This is a genomic window from Streptococcus sp. Marseille-Q7156, from assembly GCF_965119495.1.
The window spans coordinates 1075348-1097924 of the sequence record NZ_CBCPLU010000001.1 but is presented as its reverse complement, the minus strand read 5'-3'; the positions used below and the strand labels follow the sequence as shown (position 1 = coordinate 1097924).

Genomic DNA, 22577 nt, shown 5'->3' with positions numbered 1-22577 from the left:
AAAAACGAACCTTTTTCTTGTAAATATCTTTCTCAAAGAGAAAATCTGAAAATATGGTATAATATTAGCAATAAAAGGAATCTGGAGGATCAAAAATGGTATCAACAAAAACGCAAATTGCTGGTTTTGAGTTTGACAATTGTTTGATGAATGCAGCAGGTGTGGCTTGTATGACGATAGAGGAGCTGGAAGGGGTTAAAAACTCAGTGGCAGGAACCTTTGTCACAAAGACAGCGACTTTGGACTTTCGTCAGGGAAATCCTGAGCCACGTTATCAAGATGTTCCACTTGGTTCCATCAACTCTATGGGCTTGCCGAATAATGGCTTAGACTATTATTTGGATTATCTTTTGGATTTGCAAGAAAAAGAGCCAAACCGAACTTTCTTCCTATCTCTAGTCGGCATGTCTCCAGAGGAAACCCATACTATCTTGAAAAAAGTCCAAGAGAGTGATTTTCGTGGTCTGACTGAGCTAAACCTCTCCTGTCCAAATGTTCCAGGAAAACCTCAGATTGCCTATGATTTTGAGACAACAGACCGGATTTTGGCAGAGGTGTTTGCCTACTTCACCAAACCTCTTGGAATTAAATTGCCACCATATTTTGATATTGTTCACTTTGACCAAGCGGCAGTTATTTTCAACAAGTATCCGCTCAAGTTTGTCAACTGCGTCAACTCAATCGGAAACGGCCTATATATAGAAGATGAGTCTGTCGTTATTCGTCCTAAAAATGGTTTCGGTGGCATTGGTGGAGAGTACATCAAACCGACTGCTCTTGCTAATGTTCATGCTTTCTACCAACGCTTAAACCCTCAAATCCAAATCATCGGAACAGGAGGAGTTCTGACTGGTCGTGATGCCTTTGAACATATCCTCTGTGGAGCGAGTATGGTGCAGGTGGGAACCACCCTTCACAAAGAAGGAGTTGGCGCTTTTGACCGCATTACTAATGAACTGAAAGCAATCATGGCGGAAAAAGGGTACGAAAGCTTAGAAGATTTCCGTGGGAAATTGCGCTATATTGATTAAATTCATTAAAAAATCAGAAGAAAGGAGAGACGATGCTAGCCATTGAAGAAAGTCAGAAGTTGACTTTATCAAATTTACCTAGTCTGAGCCTATTTACAGGGACAGACCAGGGTCAGTTTGAAGTAATGAAGAGTCAAGTGCTGAGACAGATTGGCTATGATTCTGCCGACCTCAACTTTGCCTACTTTGATATGAAAGAAGTGGTTTACAAGGATGTGGAACTGGAGTTGGTCAGCCTTCCTTTCTTTGCGGATGAGAAAATCGTGATATTGGATCATTTTGTCGACATCACTACTGCTAAAAAGCGCTTTTTGGCAGATGATGAGCTCAAATCTTTTGAGGAATATCTTGATAACCCTTCACCAACAACCAAGTTGTTAATCTTTGCGGAAGGAAAGCTGGATAGCAAAAGACGGTTGGTTAAATTACTTAAGCGTGATGCCAAGGTTTTTGATGCAGTAGAAGCTAAAGAGCAAGAATTGCGCCAGTATTTCCAAAAGTGGAGTCAGAAACAAGGTCTGCAGTTTGTGGGGCAATCCTTTGAAAATCTACTTATCAAGTCTGGTTTCCAATTTAGTGAAATTCAGAAAAATCTCCTCTTTTTACAGTCCTATAAGGAAGACTCTGTTATCGAGGAAGAGGATATTGTTAACGCAATTCCCAAGACCTTGCAGGACAATATTTTTGATTTAACTCAGTTTATTCTGACTAAAAAGATGGATCAGGCGCGTGACTTGGTTAGAGACTTGACCTTGCAAGGGGAAGATGAAATCAAACTGATTGCAGTCATGCTAGGACAATTTCGGACTTTTACTCAGGTGAAGATTTTGGCAGAGTCTGGTCAAACAGAATCGCAGATTGCAAGTAGTTTAGGTAGTTTTCTCGGACGAAATCCTAATCCCTATCAAATCAAGTTTGCGTTGAGGGATTCAAGAGGACTTTCTTTGAGCTTTTTGAAGCAAGCTATTTCTTATTTGATTGAGACAGACTATCAGATTAAGACAGGACTCTATGAAAAAGGTTTCCTTTTTGAAAAGGCACTCCTACAGATTGCTAGTCAGGTCAATTGACATTTTTTTGAAACTATAACCCGCGTCAATATTATTTTGTCGTGGGTTTCTTGCTGATTTGCTTGTTTTATACTCAATGAAAATCAAAGAGCAAACTAGGAAACTAGCCGCAGGTTGCTCAAAGTACTGCTTTGAGGTTGTAGATAAGACTGACGAAGTCAGTAACATATACCTACGGCAAGGCGACGTTGACGCGGTTTGAAGAGATTTTCGAAGAGTATTATTAGAAAGTATTTCAGTGATTTCTTCATCTATAAGCAAAAAACTTGAAAAAAGTGAATGTTTGCGTTATCATTTTCATATAGAAAGAAAAAGAGGTATTACAGATGGCTATTATCTTACCAGATCTTCCATATGCATACGACGCTTTGGAACCATACATCGATGCGGAAACAATGCATTTGCACCATGACAAACACCATCAAACTTATGTCAACAATGCCAATGCAGCTTTAGAAAAACACCCTGAAATTGGTGAAGACCTTGCAGCCTTGCTTGCTGATGTAGAATCTATTCCAGCTGATATCCGTCAAGCGCTTATCAACAATGGTGGTGGACACTTGAACCACGCTCTTTTCTGGGAATTGATGACTCCTGAAAAAACAGCTCCATCAGCAGAACTGTCAGCAGCAATCGATGCAACATTTGGTTCATTTGAAGACTTCCAAGCAGCCTTCACTGCAGCAGCAACAACTCGTTTCGGTTCTGGCTGGGCATGGTTGGTTGTCAACAAAGAAGGGAAACTTGAAGTGACTTCAACAGCAAACCAAGACACACCAATCTCAGAAGGTAAAAAACCAATCTTGGGCTTGGACGTTTGGGAACATGCTTACTACGTGAAATACCGCAACGTGCGTCCTGACTACATCAAAGCTTTCTTCTCAGTGATCAACTGGAACAAAGTAGATGAATTGTACGCAGCTGCTAAATAATGATAGTTGGAGGGAAGAATTGTTCTTCTCTTTTTAAGGTTATATGATTCTGGTCTGACAAAATCGTCAGACTTTTTTCATTTTTATGAGAAACGTGCTAACTGCTAGAAATTATGGTAGAATAAAGTATTAAGTAATCGTGGAAAAAGGATATCTATGCGAAAAGAAATTGCACCTGAATTATACAACTATAACAAGTTTCCTGGTCCTGAGTTTCATTTACACGGGGACAAGGTAGAAACGGAAGGGATAGCTTTTTCCTTGGTGGAAAATATCAAGGATGCCTTTGATGTGACGGCTTTTAATCAGCGTTTTTCAGAAGTCTTAACCAAGTTTGATTTTATCGTGGGGGACTGGAGCAACGAACAGCTTCGCCTACGAGGTTTTTACAAGGATGACCGAACAGAAGAAAAACTTGAAAAAATCAGTCGTTTACAAGACTACCTTTTAGAGTATTGTAGTTATGGTTGTGCCTATTTTGTCTTAGAAAATGAAGCCCCTAAGCGAGCATCATTTGACAAGAAAATGCGTAAGAAGGAAGAAGAAACACCTTCGAAAAAAGGAAAGAAACCGGCTCAAGCAAAACGAAAACCGAATGCAGATAAGAAAAATAGACGTCGTCAGAAAGACCAGCATTCTCAGAAAGAGGACAAGGGGCAACGTCATTTTGTCATTCGTCAGAAGTGAGTAGAGAATAAGGAGAAGAAATGAAACCGTCTATTTATAGTTTAACACGTCAAACCATGCAGGAATGGGTTTTGGAGCAGGGAGAAAAGAAATTCCGTGCAGATCAAATCTGGGAATGGCTTTACCGTAAACGTGTCCAGTCATTTGAAGAGATGACCAACCTTTCCAAGGATTTGATTGCTAAGCTTAATGATCAGTTTGTGGTCAATCCCTTGAAACAGCGTATCGTGCAAGAGTCTGCTGATGGTACCGTTAAATATCTTTTTGAATTGCCAGATGGAATGCTGATTGAGACAGTACTCATGCGTCAACACTATGGTTTGTCAGTCTGTGTGACCACTCAGGTCGGCTGTAATATCGGTTGTACCTTCTGTGCCTCTGGTTTGATTAAGAAACAACGTGACCTCAATAACGGTGAAATCGTAGCGCAAATCATGCTGGTTCAGAAATACTTTGATGAACGTGGTCAGGATGAACGCGTCAGCCATATCGTTGTCATGGGTATCGGTGAGCCTTTTGATAACTATAACAATGTCTTGAATTTCGTTCGTACTATCAACGATGACAAGGGAATGGCCATCGGTGCTCGTCACATTACGGTTTCAACCTCAGGTTTGGCCCATAAAATTCGTGATTTTGCTAATGAAGGGGTTCAGGTCAATCTTGCTGTTTCTCTTCACGCACCTAATAATGAACTGCGCTCAAGCATCATGAAAATTAACCGTGCCTTTCCGATTGAAAAACTCTTTGCTGCTATTGAGTACTACATTGAAACAACCAATCGTCGTGTGACTTTTGAATATATCATGCTCAATGAAGTCAATGATGGTGTAGAACAAGCCTTGGAATTGGCTGAATTGCTCAAGAATATCAAGAAATTGTCTTATGTAAACTTGATTCCTTATAACCCAGTTAGTGAGCATGACCAATATAGCCGTAGTCCTAAAGAGCGCGTCCTGGCCTTTTATGATACGCTTAAGAAAAAAGGTGTTAACTGTGTTGTTCGTCAAGAGCATGGTACAGATATTGATGCAGCTTGTGGACAATTGCGTTCTAATACAATGAAACGTGACCGCCAGAAAGCAGTCGCAGCAGTCAATCCTTAATGATGAAGAAAACTTATAATTATGTTTTGGTCTGGGGAGTCATTTTCTATAGCATTTGTATCGTCTATTTTTGCTTTACTCCTCAAGAACAATCTCCCGTGGGAGTGGAAACTCCAGGTATTCAGCATCTTGGACGCCTGGTTTTTCTTTTGACTCCTTTCAATTCTTTCTGGAAACTGGGTGAAGTGAGTGACATTGGACAATTATGCTGGATTTTTCTACAAAATATCCTTAATATTTTCTTACTTTTTCCTCTGATTTTCCAACTCCTTTATCTCCTTCCAAACTTGCGTAAGACAAGAAAAGTGATCTTTTTCAGTTTTCTTCTGAGCCTAGGAATTGAGTGTACGCAGTTAGTCTTAGATTTTTTCTTTGATTTTAATCGCGTCTTTGAGATTGATGATTTGTGGACCAATACTTTGGGTGGCTATCTGGCTTGGCTACTTTATAAACGATTACATAATACTCAATGAAAATCAAAGAGCAAACTAGGAAGCTAGCCGCAGGCTGTACTTGAGTACGGCAAGGTGAAGCTGACGTGGTTTGAAGAGATTTTCGAAGAGTATAAAAACAAGATAAGGAATTAAAATGAGTATTTTAGAAGTTAAAAATCTGAGTCACGGTTTTGGTGACCGTGCAATTTTTGAAGATGTGTCCTTCCGTCTCCTCAAGGGAGAACATATCGGTCTGGTCGGTGCTAATGGTGAAGGGAAATCGACCTTTATGAGCATTGTAACTGGCAAAATGCTGCCAGATGAAGGGAAGGTTGAGTGGTCCAAATATGTGACTGCCGGTTACTTGGATCAGCACTCCGTCCTTGCTGAAGGGCAGTCGGTGCGTGATGTGCTCCGTACAGCCTTTGATGAGCTTTTCAAAGCTGAAGTCCGTATCAATGACCTTTATATGGAAATGGCTGAAGACGGAGCGGATGTTGATGCTCTCATGGAAGAAGTGGGAGAACTCCAAGATCGTCTGGAGAGTCGTGATTTCTATACCTTGGATGCTAAGATTGACGAAGTAGCGCGTGCCCTTGGTGTTATGGACTTTGGCATGGATACGGATGTAACTTCTTTGTCAGGTGGACAAAGAACCAAGGTGCTTTTGGCTAAACTCCTCCTTGAAAAGCCTGATATCTTGCTTTTGGACGAGCCGACCAACTACTTGGATGCTGAGCATATTGACTGGCTTAAGCGCTATCTCCAAAACTATGAGAATGCCTTTGTCCTTATTTCACATGATATCCCATTCCTGAACGACGTTATCAATATCGTCTATCATGTGGAAAATCAACAGCTGACACGTTACTCTGGTGACTACTACCAGTTCCAAGAAGTCTATGCTATGAAGAAATCTCAGCTAGAGGCAGCCTACGAACGTCAGCAGAAAGAGATTGCGGACCTCAAGGACTTCGTCGCACGGAACAAAGCGCGTGTTGCAACACGAAACATGGCCATGTCCCGTCAGAAGAAATTGGATAAGATGGATATTATCGAGCTGCAAAGTGAGAAACCAAAACCATCCTTTGATTTCAAACCGGCTCGTACACCAGGGCGCTTTATTTTCCAAGCCAAGGATTTGCAGATTGGTTATGACCGTCCTCTGACCAAACCTTTAAATCTTACCTTTGAACGTAATCAAAAGGTTGCTATTATCGGGGCAAATGGTATTGGAAAAACGACTCTCTTGAAGAGTCTCTTGGGCATTATTCCGCCAATCGCTGGGGAAGTGGAACGCGGTGACTACCTAGAACTCGGTTATTTTGAACAGGAAGTAGAAGGCGGTAATCGCCAAACACCACTAGAGGCTGTTTGGAATGCCTTTCCAGCTCTCAACCAAGCAGAAGTTCGTGCAGCCCTTGCCCGTTGTGGTCTGACAACCAAGCATATTGAAAGCCAAATTCAGGTCTTGTCAGGTGGAGAACAAGCCAAGGTTCGTTTCTGTCTCTTGATGAATCGTGAAAACAACGTTTTAGTGCTGGACGAGCCGACCAACCATTTGGATGTGGATGCCAAGGATGAACTCAAACGCGCTCTTAAAGAATACAAGGGATCTATCCTTATGGTCTGCCACGAACCAGACTTTTATGAAGGTTGGATGGACCAAATCTGGGATTTTAATAATCTAACTTAAAAATGAGGATAAAAGAAATACAGTACCGTATGTGGGTACTGTATTTTTAGGTTTTTAAGATTTAAAATCGTAGTCTTTCACCACTTCGATGCTATTGATTGTGATAGCAGTCGTTGGCTTGTCTTTTTCATCTTTTTCGGCTTTAGCAATTTTATCTACAACATCCATACCGTCAATCACTTGACCAAAGACTGGGTGTTTACCATCTAGACTAGGGTTTCCACCTTCTTTGTAGGCCTCAATGATTTTCTTTGGATACTTGCTTGTAGGGAGTTTAGCAGAGGTATCTGTAGAGTTTTGGTTGATGAAGAACTGGCTACCATTGGTGTTTGGTTGACCAGTATTAGCCATAGAAAGAGCACCACGGATGTTATAGAGATAAGGAGTAATCTCGTTTTTGAAACCAGTTCCCTTATCTTTAGTCTTATCCTTGTCATGCCAGATGGACTGACCACCTGTACCGTCCCCTTTGGGATCTCCAGTTTGGACCATAAAGCCATCGATGACACGGTGGAAGGTAATGCCGTTATAGTAGCCTTCTTTGGCATGAGTGAGGAAGTTTTCAACCGCTAGAGGAGCGAGTTTAGGGAAGAGTTTGATACGGATATCTCCTTGACTTGTGTGGAGAATCACTTCAGCCTCGTCTTCAGCAACTTCTTTAGATAGTTGTGGGAAATTGGCGTTTTCGTTTGTCAAAGCATCATTTAACACCTTGGCAGATTGGGCAGCTGCTTTGGAGCTTTCCTCAGCGGCCAAGCTAGAATCTACATAGTCATCACCACGCAAACTACGTTGGATGTTGCTACATCCAGCTAGAGCTACAGTGGATAGTAAAAGAAGGGTTGCTAGTTTTTTCATTCTGTTCCTCTCAAAAATTTATTTCTACCATTGTACCCTAAAAGGAAGTGGATTTCAAATATTAGTGACAAGGTAGTTTTAGAGAAAGCCAAAAGAAAAATCGCTTGCTTAGAGGCATCAATGCTATAAGTGTACTCAAAGTATTTAGGGAGCCATATCTTAAGAAAGCTCGTAAAGCATCACAATTAGTAAAGGTTAATTCGAAAGAATTACTATATTTTAAAAGAGCACATTTTCAAAGGATTTTTTCTTTTGGCTTCAATTCCTAATTAATCAATGAACTTAATACTAGGTCTCGAAAATAATTATGCTTCCTCTTTCTGTCTGAGTTCAAAGAGGTCTTCTACTTTCAGATTAAAAACTTGAGCAATTTTAAGAGCCATTTCTAGCGAAGGATTGTAACGGTTATTTTCCAAGTGCAGAATTGTCTCGCGTCGCATGCCAATGCGGTCGGCTAACTCCTGCTGGGTCATACCTGTGGACTCACGAACAGATTTGAGATTAGTAATAATATTGCTTTCTTTGGCCATGCTTATCCTCTACGTTCCAAGATAAAATAGACAACCGCAAAGATGCAAATCAAGGCAGCTATGCTAATAAAGATCTGTCCCATGTAAAGAGTGAGAGACCCCATATACCCAATGATAACTGCTAGGATCATCAGTGCGCCTAGTATACAAGCAAACATCAAGCTAGCTGCCTTGGCTAAATTAGCATAAAAGCGTTCGTCCGGAGTTTCCTTGACATTTTTCAAACAGAAAAAACCAAATACAATCACTTCAATAACGAGGCCAATTCCTAAAATCCATTCTTTAATACCAGAACTTTCGCTTGGGGTCGCAACCCAAATTCCTACTGTATAAAAAATACTTGCTGCAAATAAAAGTATCGTGTAAAGCTTAGCAGACAAGTCAAAAATAATCTTTCCCTTACCTTTCTGACTCTTATGAGACCATAGTTTCATATGTAGCCAGCTCCAAATAGCTACAATTTGACCTTGCACTGAAATACCAGTAATAACTAACTTGGGTCCCCAACTAAGATTAGAACCAAATAAAACAATAAAATCAATAAAGAGAGCTACGGCAATCATTGCAATGAGGCCATGCATTTTTTGACTTTTTTTCATGATAGACTCCTTTTTTTGTTATAAATATATAACACTTAAATTTTATGTTATAAATATATCACATTTAAATTTAGAAAGCAAGAATTTATGTGCCAAGGTGGCAATTATTTGAAAAAATTTTTTAATAAAAGCCCTGGCTAGTCAAACAACTAAAGAATTCTTTGAAGCAATGCATCGGATTTGATTTGGATAGTTTCGTTAATAATATTTGATGATAAAGAATTTTTGAAAAATCTAGATACTGTATGAATCTCTACTTTTTTCTTAGACTGTTATAAAGTCTAAAAATAAGCTTTGTAGGTGTAGAAATTAATTTTTACAGAACTAAATTATTCTCCTATTTAGAATCTATTAATTCATATTTTATAAATTAATTAGTAAATATCATTCTTAAAATCCTTGATATTTCGCTTGGGAACAGGCTTGGGATTTAGAAGCCAAGTATCCAAATCTCGTTCAGGCGATATGGAGGGTTTGAGTTGATGGTCTTTATAAAATGTTTCTAATACTCTTCGAAAATCAAATTCAAACTATGTCAGCTTTGCCTTGCCGTACTCAAGTACAGGCTGCGGCTAGCTTCCTAGTTTGCTCTTTGATTTTCATTGAGTATAAAATAGTATTCACTGATAGCCTCTTTCAAACATTTATTTCCTACTTCTAACAAATTTCTAAATGGTTTAAGAATTTTATAGTCTGTCAAGTTTTTTTCTTGACACCTGCTAGAAATCTGCTATAATAGAACATGTGCTAAATAGCTCAGCTATTTCACCGAAATAAAAAATAAGAAAAGAGACTTTAAAAATGGCAGTTAAAATCCGTTTGACTCGTATGGGTTCTAAGAAAAAACCTTTCTACCGTATCAACGTAGCAGATTCACGTTCACCACGTGACGGACGTTTCATCGAAACAGTTGGAACTTACAACCCACTTGTTGCTGAAAACCAAGTAACTTTGAAAGAAGACCGCGTTCTTGCATGGTTGGCTGATGGAGCTCAACCTTCAGATACAGTACGTAACATCCTTTCAAAAGAAGGCGTATTGAAAAAATTCCACGATTCTAAATTCTCAAAATAAGTTTAAAGTAGGTTGACAGATGGATACGATTGAAAATCTCATTATTGCGATTGTGAAACCCTTGATTTCACAACCAGATGCCTTAACTATCAAGATTGAAGATACACCAGAATTTTTGGAATATCATTTGGATCTTGATCAAAGCGATGTGGGTCGTGTAATCGGTCGTAAGGGTCGCACTATTTCTGCGATAAGAACGATTGTCTACTCTGTCCCAACTGAAGACAAAAAAGTAAGAATCGTTATTGACGAAAAATAAGAAGGGCGGGACGAATGTCTCGCTTTTTTTGCAAGGAGCAGGATATGAAGGATTTAACGTTTAGACAATTACAAGACTACCTACTGGAACATTACCAGCAGTCTCGGACTGAGGAAGGTCTCTTTATGAAGTTAGTGGAGGAAGTCGGAGAAGTAGCTGAGGTTTTGAATGGTCGTTCTGGTAGAAAAGAGGGCGTTCAGGATTCTAATGAGGAACTATCAAAAGAACTGGCTGATATCATTCACTACACCGTCGCAATCGCCGCCATCAACCATATTGACCTTACCAAGACTATCTTTAAGAAAGATGAGACTGCAGCCATTAAGTACAAACATGAACGTGATTTGGAAGAATTTTTGAAAGAAAACTGAAAAAGAATGAATATTGATTGTGTTTTTAACATAGATTGGTCAATGTATATTGATTGGCTATTACGAATTTTACAAATTGCGACATTTATTGCTGTGATTATAAAGATAACTTTCCAAAATAAGGTTTATATCAATAATATTGAAATCAAGGAAATTAAACCATTCGAGTTTGAATCTTTACATACAAATTTTCACTATATTCATGAATTTACACATAATATAAGTAGCAAACCTTTTAATCATTTGATTTTTTATCCCAAAGAAGTTGATATTGAAATAGTAGAATTTTATTCTTTAAACTATGATTCAAGAAACGATTGTTTGATTGTAAATAATAAACTGCATACAGTTAAAAATTTAAAGAATTATACATGCTTATTGATTCATACAAATTTACCAGAGAATATGCCTAGTTTAAGAATGAAATGGAAAACAAGTCAGGGTGAAATTGGGGAATATACATTTTATAGCAATATGTATAACGGGAATGTAAATATCTCATCTTTCAAATATAAATTAACATTAAAGAGGAAAATATTAGCACTTTTTGGACTATAGCGGGCTCTCTATGTATTTTCCTCTAACTTGAGAAAATCTTTGGAACGTGATAAAATAAAGGATAAGGATTTTTAATAATTCATTATATAGAACGAGTGGATTTCTTTATGAAGAGGTTTGAAGTATCTACAGAAATTGGTAGTCTCTCTGTTACTTATCAAAAGCAAAAGAAAATGCTAGTTTGTTTAAGTGGCGCAGGTTTGCTACCAAGTTATGAAAATTTTTCACTTATACTCGAAAAACTTCCGCCCACAATTGGTTACTTGGCAATTGATTTTCCGAACACAGGTAGGAGTCCGATTCATGACCAAGCTGGAAAAAATCTGGATAATCTTGCAGATGCGGTTTATGAAGTACTTGAAGAATTAGGGATTTCTGAATATATACTTTGTGTACATAGTTTGAGTGGAATTTTAGCTTGTGAATTGCTCAAGAAACCAATTAAGTGTCAGGCTTTAGTAGCAATTGAACCGACCACTAAAAACGTCATGTTTGCTGATTTTTCAGAAAATCCTTATCCAGAAATGGAAGAGCAAATGAGACTGATTGAAGAATTTGGTCCTGAACTTTATTTTAAGAACTTAACTCAAGCAACATTTAGCCCTGAAATTAATAAAGAAATCTGGGAAATAATGCAAGAAAAAGGTTCAGAGTTGGAAAATCAAGATACAGGATTTCAGATATCTGGAGAGATTACTGAGGAAGATTTTGAGAATGTATCTATAGAATCTTATATCCCTGTATTTATTTTTTGTCAGGCTTATAGAGAAAAAGAGTACAGAGAATCAGAATATTGGACTTCCAATACTAAACTCATTTTAGGAGGGAATCACCATTATTTACAATGGTCAGAATCAGAAAAAATTGCGACTATTATTCGAGAATTGTCAGAATAAGATGGAAAGAAATAGATACAGGAGACAAGATGAACTACTTTAATGTTGGGAAAATCGTCAATACGCAGGGGTTGCAGGGTGAGATGCGAGTCTTGTCTGTGACGGATTTTGCAGAAGAACGGTTTAAAAAAGGTACTGAGCTGGCCTTGTTTGATGAAAAAGATCAGTTTGTTCAAACAGTGACCATCGCTAGTCACCGTAAACAGAAGAACTTTGATATTATCAAATTTAAAGACATGTACCATATCAATGCTATTGAAAAGTACAAGGGATACAGTCTCAAGGTTGCTGAGGAAGATTTGAATGACCTAGACGATGGTGAATTTTATTATCACGAGATTATCGGTTTGGAAGTCTATGAGGGTGATAACTTGATTGGAACCATCAAAGAAATCCTGCAACCAGGTGCCAACGATGTCTGGGTGGTCAAGCGAAAAGGCAAGCGTGATTTGCTCTTGCCTTATATCCCACCAGTGGTTCTCAATGTCGATATTCCAAATAACCGCGTCGATGTGGAAATCTTAGAAGGGTTAGACGATGAAGATTGATATTTTAACCCTTTTTCCAGAGATGTTTTCTCCACTAGAGCACTCAATCGTTGGAAAGGCTCGAGAAAAGGGGCTCTTGGATATCCAGTATCATAATTTTCGAGAAAATGCTGAAAAGGCCCGCCATGTCGACGATGAGCCCTACGGAGGCGGTCAGGGGATGTTGCTCCGAGCACAACCCATTTTCGATGCCTTTGATACTATTGAAAAGAAAAATCCGCGCGTCATTCTCCTCGATCCTGCTGGAAAGCAGTTTGATCAAGCTTATGCCGAGGATTTGTCTCAAGAGGAAGAGCTAATCTTTATCTGTGGGCACTACGAGGGTTATGATGAGCGCATTAAGACCTTGGTGACAGATGAGATTTCCCTGGGGGACTATGTCCTGACTGGTGGAGAATTGGCAGCCATGACCATGATTGATGCTACGGTACGCCTGATTCCAGAAGTGATTGGCAAGGAGTCTAGCCACCAAGATGATAGTTTTTCTTCTGGGCTTCTCGAGTATCCTCAGTACACACGTCCCTATGATTATCGTGGTATGGTCGTGCCAAATGTACTGATGAGTGGACACCATGAGAAGATTCGTCAGTGGCGCCTGTATGAGAGTTTAAAGAAAACCTATGAACGCAGACCGGATTTGCTTGAACATTATCAACTGACAGCAGAAGAAGAAAAAATGCTGGCAGAAATTAAAGAAAACAAAGAGTAAAGGAGATACCTATGCAAGTAATCAAACGTGATGGAGAAATTGCTGAATTTAATCCAGATAAGATTTACCAAGCTATCTTAAAAGCAGCCCAGACTGTCTATGTATTGACAGATGATTTACGTCAAAACCTTGCACAAGTCACTAAGAAAGTGGTTTTGGATTTGGAAGAGGCCAAGGTGGAACGTGCGACTATTAGCATGATTCAGTCTATGGTTGAACATCGTTTGCTGGGTGCAGGTTACATTACTATTGCAGAACACTACATTTCCTATCGTCTACAACGTGACTTGGAAAGAAGTGGTTATGGAGATCATATCGCAGTTCATTTACATTTTGAACAAATTCGCTAAGAAAAAAGAGTGGGATGCAGCAACTACATCTCACTCTTTCTTAAATCTATTTTTTTGGGCTGTTTGGACAGTTGAAGGGACAAATCGCAGGCGTTGAATATCGCTTATGCGGATAATACGGGTCACATTTTTGGCAAAATTTTTCACGATAATTTGCTGGCGTTGCTGATCGTATTTGATGATGTCACCTGTAAAGCTTGTCTCAGACAAGATAAGGTGAACAGCAGTTTGTTTCTGGATAGCCTCTTCAATAGTGGCTGTAAGGGAGTTGCTTTCAGTATGGTCTGGTTCTTCATGTCCATTTAAAAAGTCATGTATTTTATCTAGAACTTGCTGGAATTTATGTCTCATAGTGACCTCCCTTCTTTTATATCAATATTATATAAAATTTTCCTAAAATCTACAAGATTTTACGAATAATCAAATGAAAGCTAAAAAAGGAGAAGAAAATGGCAGAATTTACATTTGAAATTGAAGAGCACTTGTTGACTCTTTCTGAAAACGAAAAAGGTTGGACCAAGGAAATCAACCGTGTGAGCTTTAATGGTGCTCCTGCAAAGTTTGATATTCGTGCTTGGAGTCCAGATCATACTAAAATGGGTAAAGGAATTACTCTCTCCAATGAAGAATTTCAAACAATGGTGGATGCTTTTAAAGGTAACTAAGTTTTCAAAATGAAAGAAAAGGATATTGAGTCATAATAACTCGATATCCTTTTTTAGTTAGCAAAGTAAGACTGATTTTTAAGGCGTTGAAGTAGGGGACGGCTAATAAAACTAATAGCTAGAAGTTTACCAAGATCTGGAATGATAAAGGGAAGAACTCCCACAGCAAGAGCTTTTTCAAATGCCATTCCAGCTAGGAAATGTAAGCTGAGAATCCCACCGACAAAGACAAGGGCATCACCCAAGAGGTTTGCAAGAAAAATCTTGACAACACCACTCTTGCTGTTGGTTAGAGAGGAAGTCAGTTCAGAGTAAACGAGATAAAACCAAAGATAGCCTGCAGTAGGACCAACCAACGCCTGCAATCCAGCTCCACCTCCTGCAAAGACAGGAAGACCGATAGCACCTAGAAGAAGATAAAGTCCAACAGAAAGTACAGCCTCTCTCGGTCTAAAGACAGTAGCAATCAAGCCGATTGCAAAGTTTTGCAGAGTGAAGGGGACAGGTCCAATTGGAAGACTGATTTGTGCTAAAACAGCAATGAGAGCAGCCCCAATAGCAGGGATGGCATAAACGTGAGCTTTTTTCAAAATAGTTAACCTCTTTTCTAATGTATAGTAACTATTATACTCGTGGAGTAATTATTGTCAACCAATTTTTTAAAACAAGGTAACAAAGACTGTAACAGCCGATTTGCTTACTGGTTAAGTTGGATAATTGTTTTGTTGATTCGAAAATCGCCTTTATGGATAATCCCATTTTATACATAAAAAATATACTATAAATACTTGACAAACTAAAAAATAAGTGCTACATTAATAAATGTAAACGGATACATTTATATGTGTTCAATTTTAAAAGGAGGGGTAGTTATGAGATATTTTAACGACTCTAGATACCGTAACGGTGATTAAAAACCTAAATATAATCAATTCAAATTAAAGTAATATGGAGGGACTAAAAAGGGACTATTATTTAATCTTCATCAAATATTTAACTTCAAGGAGAAGTAAAATGAAAAAAGAATTAACAAGAAAGCATCTGTTTTTCTAGTCGCAAGTGTTTTAAGTTTTAGCTTTGCTACTGTAGCTAGTATTGTTAGTGCAACTACAGCACACCCTGCTCCAAGTCCCATTATTGATGTATGGGAATATGGTGTAAATGATAACTCTGGTTATTCGAATTACTTTGTTAGTTCTCCAGATAATATTGGTTCAAAATCTTCAGTAACGAATTTTTGGGGAACAGTTAAAGCTCAGGATAAACAAGATTATGGATGGGCATATTCAAGTGCTACAAAATCTTGGAGCGATATTCGATTAAATGCATATTGGGATTATTATAGATTTTAAAAATAATTTATGAAAACAAGAGACCCGATTATAAGATAGGGTCTTTTGTAATATGGTAAGTGCTTATGAAATTAAAATTATGTATCATTGGATTTTTCTTTTGTTTGATCGCTGCAATTGGTCTGGTCACTATCAGCGATACTGAAACCCCCGTACCTTTACCAATTGATGGTGCTTTTTCTATTCAAGGAAAAAGTAATCTTTCTAATAACGAAATATACGAAATGGTTCGTGACTTATCAAAAACGGAAAAGGTTACCATTTACAAGCCAATCGTTCAGAGTTCTGGTCAGTTGAAGTATGTAAATTTCGATGATGAAAACAATGAGCAATTAAAGTCAGCACCAATAATAGGGATGTATTACACCCTTGGGAAAATGGATATAGATAGTTTGAAACCACTTACGATGACGGGGTTGCAAACAGTATATATGGCTTATCCTTGGTATATAGGAGGAATCTTACAATTCACAGGAACTTTAAGAATACTGTTAATGAGTTCGATTTACTTAACTTTATTAGTTGTGTTATTTGTTGTTAGAACGAAGCAGATTAAAGAAGGAGTGATACGACGTTCTTTGGGCTTGCCTGTATATGATCTAAGAAGAGAGTATGGCATTTCTCTTATTTTTGAACTGATTATGATGGCTTTATTGATGATTTCTTACAGTTCTTTTTTGGGAAATGGTTTCTTCACCTATAGTTCTAAGTTATTTTTCTCTCTGCTTTTAACGAATTTTATACTATTTCAAATCATTGATCTCATTACTTTTGTTTTATTTTGGTTGACGATTCAGGTTGAAAAGCCTATTGAAATTATTAAAAACAAGGCGAAAAATAAACTTATTTTTGTCGTATGGCTTGCCATTATTTCGATTATCATCATTGTCTCAGGAATTTTTTTACAAGAAACAAAGAGTAGTCAATCCAGTATTAACATCCAGCTACAGAATTTAGTACCATGGGACACAGTAAAAGACTGGAGAAGGATTGAGTTCCTTGGAATTGAAAGTAACTCTACTAAAAATGGAGAAGTTAATGATTCGGATGGTCAGTATCTACAGATAGCTGCTGCCTTAAAAAACTTAGATTATTTATATATAGACCGATCTAAGGCATATGTTCCAGATTTCATGAAAACATCTCATGTTTTAGAAGACTTTTCTAAACAATTAGAAAATGACGGAATAACGAATCCAGAAATAAATAAAGAGTTGATTTATATCAATCAAACAGGTGCTAACCTACAAAATAAAGTGAATGGAACAAACTATCATCTTTTAGATAATAAGATAGCAACCATCTATATTCCTGAGAAATGGAAAGAAAATCAGAAATCTATTGAAAATACAGTTGTAGCAGAACAATTTATTGGAACAAACTATACAAAAGAAGAAATTGCAGTACAAATAATTCCTGATGGGAAAAAAATTTTTTATTTTAATGAAGATGCTGATGATAATCATAAAATGAAAGAGTTTTTACCAATCGCAAGTGTAGCAGATAGTAAAGATAACATTGTTGTTGTGTTAGATACGGACAAAATGATTGAAAACAACAAGTTTTCTTTGGCTAGTAATATAACATATAAGTCTCTTTTTAGTCCTGAGGCGGTAAATAAAATAAATGAAATGGCTAGCCAGTTGAATTTTTCAATGAATCCAGTAGATGTTTACCAAATTGTGAAATTAAAGATCCAGTCCTTAGAGCACCAAATTCTACTTTCACAAATTTTGCAGAAGATAATTTACAGTATTGTCTTTATACTCATTTATCAATATGTCCAACTTTATATTGCCCTAAAACAGAATGAATATGTGAAAAAAATTATTTTGGGTCTGTCAAAAACATATATAGCAATTTCAAGTCTCAAGTATTTTATGATGACTATTACAATAGTTATCCTATTTACATTTCTTATGACAGGTCAAATAGAGTTGCTATATATTGGTCTCGCTTCTCTGCTCGTTTTGATGTTGTCAATAATCATGAGTTTTAGAAAATTATCTGAAAGCTATACTAAAATTTTAAAAGGAGATGAAACATGACAATTGACCTTTTGAACGTTTCAAAAAGTTTCGGCTCAAAAAAGATCTTTACAGACTTAAATTTAAAATTTGAATCTGGAAAAAGTTATGCATTGATTGGAGGTTCTGGCTCTGGTAAAAGTACCCTTCTTAATATTATAGGAAGATTAGAAAAAATTGACAGTGGGAATGTTTTAGTTGATAAACAAGATATTTGGAAGATAAAAGAAAGAACTTTTTTTAAAAATACTGTTGGATATGTATTTCAGAATTATTCTTTAATAGATAACAAAACAGTATATGATAATTTGAAACTTATCACTAAAGACAAAAAAACAATAACTGATGTACTTGAAAAAGTAGGACTGTCAAGTGACTATTTACATCAAAAAATATATGAATTGTCTGGAGGGCAGGCTCAACGTGTAGCTATTGCCAGAATGTTAATGAAACCACGTAAAATTATCTTAGCAGATGAGCCTACAGGAGCTTTAGATGGTGAGATTGGAAAAGAAATTATTCGTTTATTATTGAATGAAAGAGATGAAGATAAATATGTCATTATAGCGACGCATGATCCAGCTGTCTATAACGAAGTTGATGTGATCATTGATATGAAAGATATAGGAGATAATGTATGAAAAAGATAATTTATATTGCTTTGATCTTTGTAGCTGGAATGCTTGCCATTTTCTTCTTTGGAAAACAAATGATCACAAAAGAAAATACCAATAAACCAACACTGGAGTTAATAGTCTATACGCTTTCTTCTAGTGATACAGAAAAATGGAATAAAGTGAAACAAGTAGAAACGGAAGAAGCTACATATATCATAACTGTGAAAGAAGTAGCGTCTTCAGAAGAAGTATTTTCAAACATCATTGCAAATGGAGCTGCTGCGGGGTTCGGAGTTCGTGAAGAAGAAGTGAAGCAATTTAATAATAATTTAGGAGACACTATTGAGGACTCTAAGCATAATAAACTCATTGGAATAGAATTTTTTACTTTTTCTAATGCTGACGAGGGATTTGTAGTAGCAAATTTTGACTACGGTAGTGAAGAGTTGAATTCTCAGAAAAAAGATATGAAAGAGTTATATAAAAAATATATGAATCTTTTAAAGAAAAGAATAAATGATTGTGTTATAATCCTTATATTTTGTTATGGTTTGTTAATTGATTTTTGCATATCTTATTTCAACATACTATAAAATAAAACATAAGAAAACGAGTATCTCCAACTACGGCAATACTCGATTTTTGATATTTAGAAGTGTTTTTTGCTCTGCTTCTTTTATTTTGATTAACGCATGGTTACAAATTCTTCGGATGCAGTTGGGTGAATCGCTACGGTTGCATCAAAGTCAGCCTTGGTTGCTCCCATTTTGATAGCAACAGCAAATCCTTGAATCATTTCATCAACACCGTATCCAATTCCATGAAGTCCGACAACTTTTTCTTCTGAACCAGCTGTTATGAGTTTGAAACGGGATTCTTGTCTATTGCTAGTAACGGCAGAGTACATAGATGCAAAGCTTGATTTGTAAACCTTGATTTGATCTTGACCGTATTCTTTGATAGCTTGCTCTTCGGTCAAGCCAACCGTTCCGATAGCAGGGTGTGAAAAGACAACAGTTGGAATAGTTGAGTAGTCCATTTTAGCAGTTGTTTTGCCGTTAAAGAGACGTTCAGACAAAGTACGTCCAGCCTTGATAGCAACTGGAGTTAGTTCTTTTTCACCTGTTACATCACCTAGAGCGTAGATTCCCTCAACAACAGTATTTTGGTATTCATCCACTTGGATAAAGCCACGTTCGTTCAGGGTTACTCCAGCTTTTTCAAGTTGCAATCCCTTAACGTTTGGACGGCGACCTGTAGCCCAGATAACTTGGCTAGCTGTGTGACTAGTACCATCTTCGAAATGAATGGTAATGCCTTCAGCAGTTTTTTCTAACTTGACAGGGACTTTGTGAGTATGAAGTGGCAAGTTTGTTCTTTCCATTTCCTTGACTAAACCTTCAACGATGTAAGAATCAAAACCACGTAAAGGACGATCGCGGCGAACAAAGAGATCTGTCTTGACACCAAAGGTGTGGAGTACTCCAGCTAATTCAACAGCGATATAGCCGGCACCTAGAATAGCAACTGATTCTGGCAATTCTTCCCAGGCAAATACATCATCAGAAGAACCACCTAGTTCTGCACCAGGAATATTTGGAATACTTGGATGGGCACCAGTAGCAATCACGATATGTTTAGCACGAATCAGTTCACCATTTACGCTGACTGTATGAGAATCTACAAATTCAGCACGACCCTCAATCAAGTCTACACGGTTGCGTTTAAAACTGCCATCATAAGAAGAACGAGCGCGATCAATGTAGGCTTCACGATTGCGACGTAGGGTTGCAAAGTCAAAATTAAGATCAGTAGTCTTAAAGCCGTAGTCTTCTCCAAATTGATGGAAAGTCTCAGCGATTTGCGCCCCGTACCACATGATTTTTTTAGGAACACAACCGATGTTGACGCAAGTTCCACCGAGTTTCTTTTCCTCAATAACAGCTGCTTTGGCACCATGTTCACCAGCACGGTTCATGGTAGCAATTCCTCCGCTACCTCCACCGATAGCAATGATATCGTATTCTCTCATTGAAAACTCCTTTGTACTCTTTTAAATAGTAGAGTGTCATTTTTTGATAGTCATATTCTATCTTTTTTTTGATTTGATTGCAAAAATCTGCTACGTTCAAAAAAATTAAAGAAAAGGCTTGCAAAAAGGAAAAATAAAGTGTATGATATAACTAGTACAATAAAAAATAAATTCCGAACAATTATTGAATCCTGAAATGTCATTATTTCGTTCTGAACTGTTATTGTTTCAAATTGATAATTTTTGTATAATATTGTTAAGGACTTTAAATCAAAAAGGAGTTTCATTATGAAAAAGAATAGTAAAGCTAAAAAGTGGCAATTGTATGCAGCAATCGGTGCTGCAAGTGTAGTTGTATTGGGTGCTGGAGGGATTTTACTCTTTAGACAACCATCTCAAACCGCTGTAAAAGATGAACCTACTCATCTTGTTGTTGCCAAGGAAGGAAGCGTGGCATCCTCTGTTTTATTGTCAGGGACAGTAACAGCAAAAAATGAACAATATGTTTATTTTGATGCTAGTAAGGGAGATTTAGATGAAATCCTTGTTTCTGTGGGTGATAAGGTCAGCGAAGGGCAGGCTTTAGTCAAGTACAGTAGTTCAGAAGCCCAGGCGGCCTATGATTCAGCGAGCCGAGCAGTCGCTAAGGCAGACCGTCATATCAACGAACTCAATCAAGCACGAAATGAAGCCGCTTCAGCTCCGGCTCCACAGTTGCCAACGCCAGCAGGAGGCGAAGGAGCTGCAGCCCAAACTCCAGTTCCAGTCTCAGGAAATTCAGTATCATCTATTGATGCACAATTAGGTGATGCTCGTGATGCTCGTGCAGATGCAGCAGCACAATTAAGTAAGGCTCAAAGTCAGTTGGATGCAATGACGGTTCTCAGTAATCTAGAAGGAACTGTGGTCGAAGTCAACCGTAATGTTTCTAAATCTCCAACTGGAGCTAGCCAGGTGGTAGTTCATGTCGTTAGCAATGAAAACTTGCAAGTTAAGGGTGAACTATCTGAATATAACCTTGCCAACTTATCTGTAGGTCAAGAAGTGACCTTTACTTCTAAAGTTTATCAAGATAAGAGCTGGACAGGTAAGCTTAGCTATATTTCTGACTACCCTAAAAACAATGGCGAAGCAGCAAGTACAGCTGCAGCAGCAGGCGGTAACTCTGGTTCTAAATATCCATATACCATCGATGTTACAAGTGAAATCGGTGATTTGAAACAAGGATTTTCAGTAAGTGTTGAGGTTAAGAATAAGAGTAAAGCTATTCTAGTTCCTTTAACAAGTGTTGTGACTGAAAATGATAAGAACTATGTCTGGGTACTTGACGAGCAGAAAAAGGCCAAGAAAGTGGAAGTTGGTTTGGGAAATGCTGATGCAGACAACCAAGAAATCACTTCAGGTTTGACAAATGGAGTCAAGGTCATCAGTAACCCAACGTCTTCTCTAGAGGAAGGAAAAGAGGTGAAGGCTGATGAAGCAACTAATTAGTCTAAAAAATATCTGCAGAAGCTACCGTAATGGTGACCAAGAACTGCAGGTTCTCAAAAATATCAACCTAGAAGTGAATGAGGGTGAATTTGTTGCCATCATGGGACCATCGGGTTCTGGTAAGTCTACTCTAATGAATACGATTGGCATGTTGGATACACCAACTAGTGGAGAGTATTATCTTGAAGGCCAAGAAGTGGCTGGACTTGGTGAAAAACAACTAGCCAAGGTCCGTAACCAACAAATCGGATTTGTCTTTCAGCAGTTCTTTCTTCTATCTAAACTCAATGCTCTGCAAAATGTAGAATTGCCCTTGATTTACGCGGGAGTTTCGGCTTCAAAACGGCGCAAGTTAGCTGAGGAATATCTTGATAAGGTTGAATTGACAGAACGTAGTCACCATTTGCCTTCGGAATTATCTGGAGGTCAAAAGCAACGTGTAGCTATCGCGCGTGCTTTGGTAAACAATCCTTCTATTATCCTAGCGGACGAACCGACAGGAGCCTTGGATACCAAAACAGGTAATCAAATCATGCAATTATTAGTTGAACTGAATAATGAAGGAAAAACTATTATCATGGTAACGCATGAGCCTGAGATTGCTGCTTATGCCAAACGCCAGATTGTCATTCGAGATGGAGTTATTTCATCTGATAGTGCTCAGTTAGAAAAGGAGGAAAACTAA

General features: G+C 37.8%; 28 protein-coding genes. 22 read left to right on the top strand and 6 right to left on the bottom strand.

Annotated elements, in window-relative coordinates:
- The first annotated feature begins 95 nt into the window (after nucleotides 1–95).
- From ACWPV5_RS05185 to ACWPV5_RS05155, 7 genes are all read left to right on the top strand, one after another.
- Nucleotides 96–1031 (top strand): dihydroorotate oxidase, encoded by a 936-nt coding sequence (locus ACWPV5_RS05185; RefSeq protein ID WP_219966779.1) that lies wholly within the window; start codon nucleotides 96–98, stop codon nucleotides 1029–1031.
- A gap of 32 nt (nucleotides 1032–1063) precedes the next feature.
- On the top strand, nucleotides 1064–2101 hold the full coding sequence (gene holA, locus ACWPV5_RS05180) for a DNA polymerase III subunit delta (protein ID WP_454382672.1): 1038 nt from the start codon (nucleotides 1064–1066) through the stop codon (nucleotides 2099–2101).
- Between the two features lie 326 nt (nucleotides 2102–2427).
- On the top strand, nucleotides 2428–3033 hold the full coding sequence (gene sodA / locus ACWPV5_RS05175; protein ID WP_176139067.1) for a superoxide dismutase SodA: 606 nt from the start codon (nucleotides 2428–2430) through the stop codon (nucleotides 3031–3033).
- 156 nt (nucleotides 3034–3189) lie between these two features.
- Nucleotides 3190–3720, top strand: coding sequence for a YutD family protein (locus tag ACWPV5_RS05170; protein ID WP_084923929.1), 531 nt, complete (start codon nucleotides 3190–3192; stop codon nucleotides 3718–3720).
- Nucleotides 3721–3740: 20 nt separating this feature from the next.
- Nucleotides 3741–4826, top strand: coding sequence for a 23S rRNA (adenine(2503)-C(2))-methyltransferase RlmN (gene rlmN, locus ACWPV5_RS05165; protein ID WP_000804760.1), 1086 nt, complete (start codon nucleotides 3741–3743; stop codon nucleotides 4824–4826).
- Nucleotides 4826–5299: a VanZ family protein gene (locus ACWPV5_RS05160; protein ID WP_454382669.1), complete on the top strand. Its 474-nt coding sequence runs from the start codon at nucleotides 4826–4828 to the stop codon at nucleotides 5297–5299. The genes rlmN and ACWPV5_RS05160 overlap by 1 nt, the downstream gene beginning before the upstream one ends.
- Nucleotides 5300–5414: 115 nt before the next feature.
- Nucleotides 5415–6956, top strand: coding sequence for an ABC-F family ATP-binding cassette domain-containing protein (locus ACWPV5_RS05155; RefSeq protein ID WP_000025383.1), 1542 nt, complete (start codon nucleotides 5415–5417; stop codon nucleotides 6954–6956).
- Nucleotides 6957–7010: 54 nt separating this feature from the next.
- On the opposite strand, the gene ACWPV5_RS05150 is transcribed toward ACWPV5_RS05155, so the two are convergent.
- The 3 genes from ACWPV5_RS05150 to ACWPV5_RS05140 form a co-directional block, all read right to left on the bottom strand.
- On the bottom strand, nucleotides 7011–7814 hold the full coding sequence (locus ACWPV5_RS05150) for a peptidylprolyl isomerase (protein WP_454382667.1): 804 nt from the start codon (nucleotides 7812–7814) through the stop codon (nucleotides 7011–7013).
- 305 nt (nucleotides 7815–8119) lie between these two features.
- Complete coding sequence (locus ACWPV5_RS05145) at nucleotides 8120–8344, bottom strand: helix-turn-helix transcriptional regulator (RefSeq protein ID WP_049502154.1); 225 nt, start codon at nucleotides 8342–8344, stop codon at nucleotides 8120–8122.
- Between the two features lie 2 nt (nucleotides 8345–8346).
- On the bottom strand, nucleotides 8347–8943 hold the full coding sequence (locus ACWPV5_RS05140; RefSeq protein ID WP_219966773.1) for a DUF3796 domain-containing protein: 597 nt from the start codon (nucleotides 8941–8943) through the stop codon (nucleotides 8347–8349).
- A gap of 801 nt (nucleotides 8944–9744) precedes the next feature.
- On the opposite strand from ACWPV5_RS05140, the gene rpsP reads away from it, so the two are divergent.
- From rpsP to ACWPV5_RS05100, 8 genes are all read left to right on the top strand, one after another.
- Complete coding sequence (gene rpsP, locus ACWPV5_RS05135; RefSeq protein WP_000268760.1) at nucleotides 9745–10017, top strand: 30S ribosomal protein S16; 273 nt, start codon at nucleotides 9745–9747, stop codon at nucleotides 10015–10017.
- A 19-nt stretch (nucleotides 10018–10036) separates the two neighbouring features.
- Complete coding sequence (gene kphA, locus ACWPV5_RS05130; protein WP_000379617.1) at nucleotides 10037–10276, top strand: RNA-binding protein KphA; 240 nt, start codon at nucleotides 10037–10039, stop codon at nucleotides 10274–10276.
- A gap of 44 nt (nucleotides 10277–10320) precedes the next feature.
- Nucleotides 10321–10647 carry a MazG nucleotide pyrophosphohydrolase domain-containing protein gene (locus ACWPV5_RS05125; protein ID WP_219966772.1) on the top strand — a complete coding sequence of 109 codons (327 nt, stop codon included), beginning with the start codon at nucleotides 10321–10323 and terminating at the stop codon, nucleotides 10645–10647.
- Nucleotides 10648–10653: 6 nt separating this feature from the next.
- Nucleotides 10654–11205 carry a hypothetical protein gene (locus ACWPV5_RS05120; protein WP_023943056.1) on the top strand — a complete coding sequence of 184 codons (552 nt, stop codon included), beginning with the start codon at nucleotides 10654–10656 and terminating at the stop codon, nucleotides 11203–11205.
- Between the two features lie 107 nt (nucleotides 11206–11312).
- On the top strand, nucleotides 11313–12101 hold the full coding sequence (locus tag ACWPV5_RS05115) for an alpha/beta fold hydrolase (RefSeq protein WP_219966771.1): 789 nt from the start codon (nucleotides 11313–11315) through the stop codon (nucleotides 12099–12101).
- Between the two features lie 29 nt (nucleotides 12102–12130).
- Nucleotides 12131–12649, top strand: coding sequence for a ribosome maturation factor RimM (gene rimM / locus ACWPV5_RS05110; RefSeq protein ID WP_057487241.1), 519 nt, complete (start codon nucleotides 12131–12133; stop codon nucleotides 12647–12649).
- Nucleotides 12639–13358, top strand: coding sequence for a tRNA (guanosine(37)-N1)-methyltransferase TrmD (gene trmD / locus ACWPV5_RS05105; RefSeq protein WP_219966770.1), 720 nt, complete (start codon nucleotides 12639–12641; stop codon nucleotides 13356–13358). The genes rimM and trmD overlap by 11 nt, the downstream gene beginning before the upstream one ends.
- Before the next feature lie 11 nt (nucleotides 13359–13369).
- Nucleotides 13370–13708, top strand: coding sequence for an ATP cone domain-containing protein (locus ACWPV5_RS05100; RefSeq protein WP_001196040.1), 339 nt, complete (start codon nucleotides 13370–13372; stop codon nucleotides 13706–13708).
- A 30-nt stretch (nucleotides 13709–13738) separates the two neighbouring features.
- Here ACWPV5_RS05100 and ACWPV5_RS05095 read toward each other — a convergent pair whose 3' ends face one another.
- A complete protein-coding gene (locus tag ACWPV5_RS05095; protein WP_023943050.1) occupies nucleotides 13739–14059 on the bottom strand; it encodes a hypothetical protein in 321 nt (106 codons plus the stop codon).
- A gap of 98 nt (nucleotides 14060–14157) precedes the next feature.
- Here ACWPV5_RS05095 and ACWPV5_RS05090 point away from each other — a divergent pair, with 98 nt between their 5' ends.
- Nucleotides 14158–14373 (top strand): YdbC family protein, encoded by a 216-nt coding sequence (locus tag ACWPV5_RS05090; protein WP_000807422.1) that lies wholly within the window; start codon nucleotides 14158–14160, stop codon nucleotides 14371–14373.
- A 53-nt stretch (nucleotides 14374–14426) separates the two neighbouring features.
- Here the strand turns inward: ACWPV5_RS05090 and ACWPV5_RS05085 are convergent, their stop codons facing one another.
- Complete coding sequence (locus tag ACWPV5_RS05085) at nucleotides 14427–14963, bottom strand: biotin transporter BioY (RefSeq protein ID WP_219966769.1); 537 nt, start codon at nucleotides 14961–14963, stop codon at nucleotides 14427–14429.
- Between the two features lie 435 nt (nucleotides 14964–15398).
- On the opposite strand from ACWPV5_RS05085, the gene ACWPV5_RS05080 reads away from it, so the two are divergent.
- The 4 genes from ACWPV5_RS05080 (at nucleotide 15399) to ACWPV5_RS05065 (ending at nucleotide 18962) form a co-directional block, all read left to right on the top strand.
- Nucleotides 15399–15725, top strand: coding sequence for a hypothetical protein (locus tag ACWPV5_RS05080; RefSeq protein ID WP_309147679.1), 327 nt, complete (start codon nucleotides 15399–15401; stop codon nucleotides 15723–15725).
- Between the two features lie 65 nt (nucleotides 15726–15790).
- Nucleotides 15791–17773, top strand: a complete 1983-nt coding sequence (locus tag ACWPV5_RS05075; RefSeq protein WP_219966768.1) for an ABC transporter permease — start codon at nucleotides 15791–15793, stop codon at nucleotides 17771–17773.
- On the top strand, nucleotides 17770–18393 hold the full coding sequence (locus tag ACWPV5_RS05070) for an ATP-binding cassette domain-containing protein (protein ID WP_000151033.1): 624 nt from the start codon (nucleotides 17770–17772) through the stop codon (nucleotides 18391–18393). The genes ACWPV5_RS05075 and ACWPV5_RS05070 overlap by 4 nt, the downstream gene beginning before the upstream one ends.
- Nucleotides 18390–18962, top strand: a complete 573-nt coding sequence (locus tag ACWPV5_RS05065) for a hypothetical protein (RefSeq protein WP_454382649.1) — start codon at nucleotides 18390–18392, stop codon at nucleotides 18960–18962. Before ACWPV5_RS05070 ends, ACWPV5_RS05065 begins: the two co-directional genes overlap by 4 nt.
- A gap of 92 nt (nucleotides 18963–19054) precedes the next feature.
- On the opposite strand, the gene gor is transcribed toward ACWPV5_RS05065, so the two are convergent.
- Entirely contained in the window at nucleotides 19055–20401 is a 1347-nt protein-coding gene (gene gor / locus ACWPV5_RS05060; protein WP_454382647.1) for a glutathione-disulfide reductase, read from the bottom strand.
- Nucleotides 20402–20686: 285 nt separating this feature from the next.
- Here gor and ACWPV5_RS05055 point away from each other — a divergent pair, with 285 nt between their 5' ends.
- Together ACWPV5_RS05055 and ACWPV5_RS05050 are read left to right on the top strand one after the other, a co-directional pair.
- A complete protein-coding gene (locus ACWPV5_RS05055) occupies nucleotides 20687–21892 on the top strand; it encodes an efflux RND transporter periplasmic adaptor subunit (protein ID WP_454383435.1) in 1206 nt (401 codons plus the stop codon).
- A complete protein-coding gene (locus ACWPV5_RS05050) occupies nucleotides 21876–22577 on the top strand; it encodes an ABC transporter ATP-binding protein (protein WP_000811472.1) in 702 nt (233 codons plus the stop codon). The genes ACWPV5_RS05055 and ACWPV5_RS05050 overlap by 17 nt, the downstream gene beginning before the upstream one ends.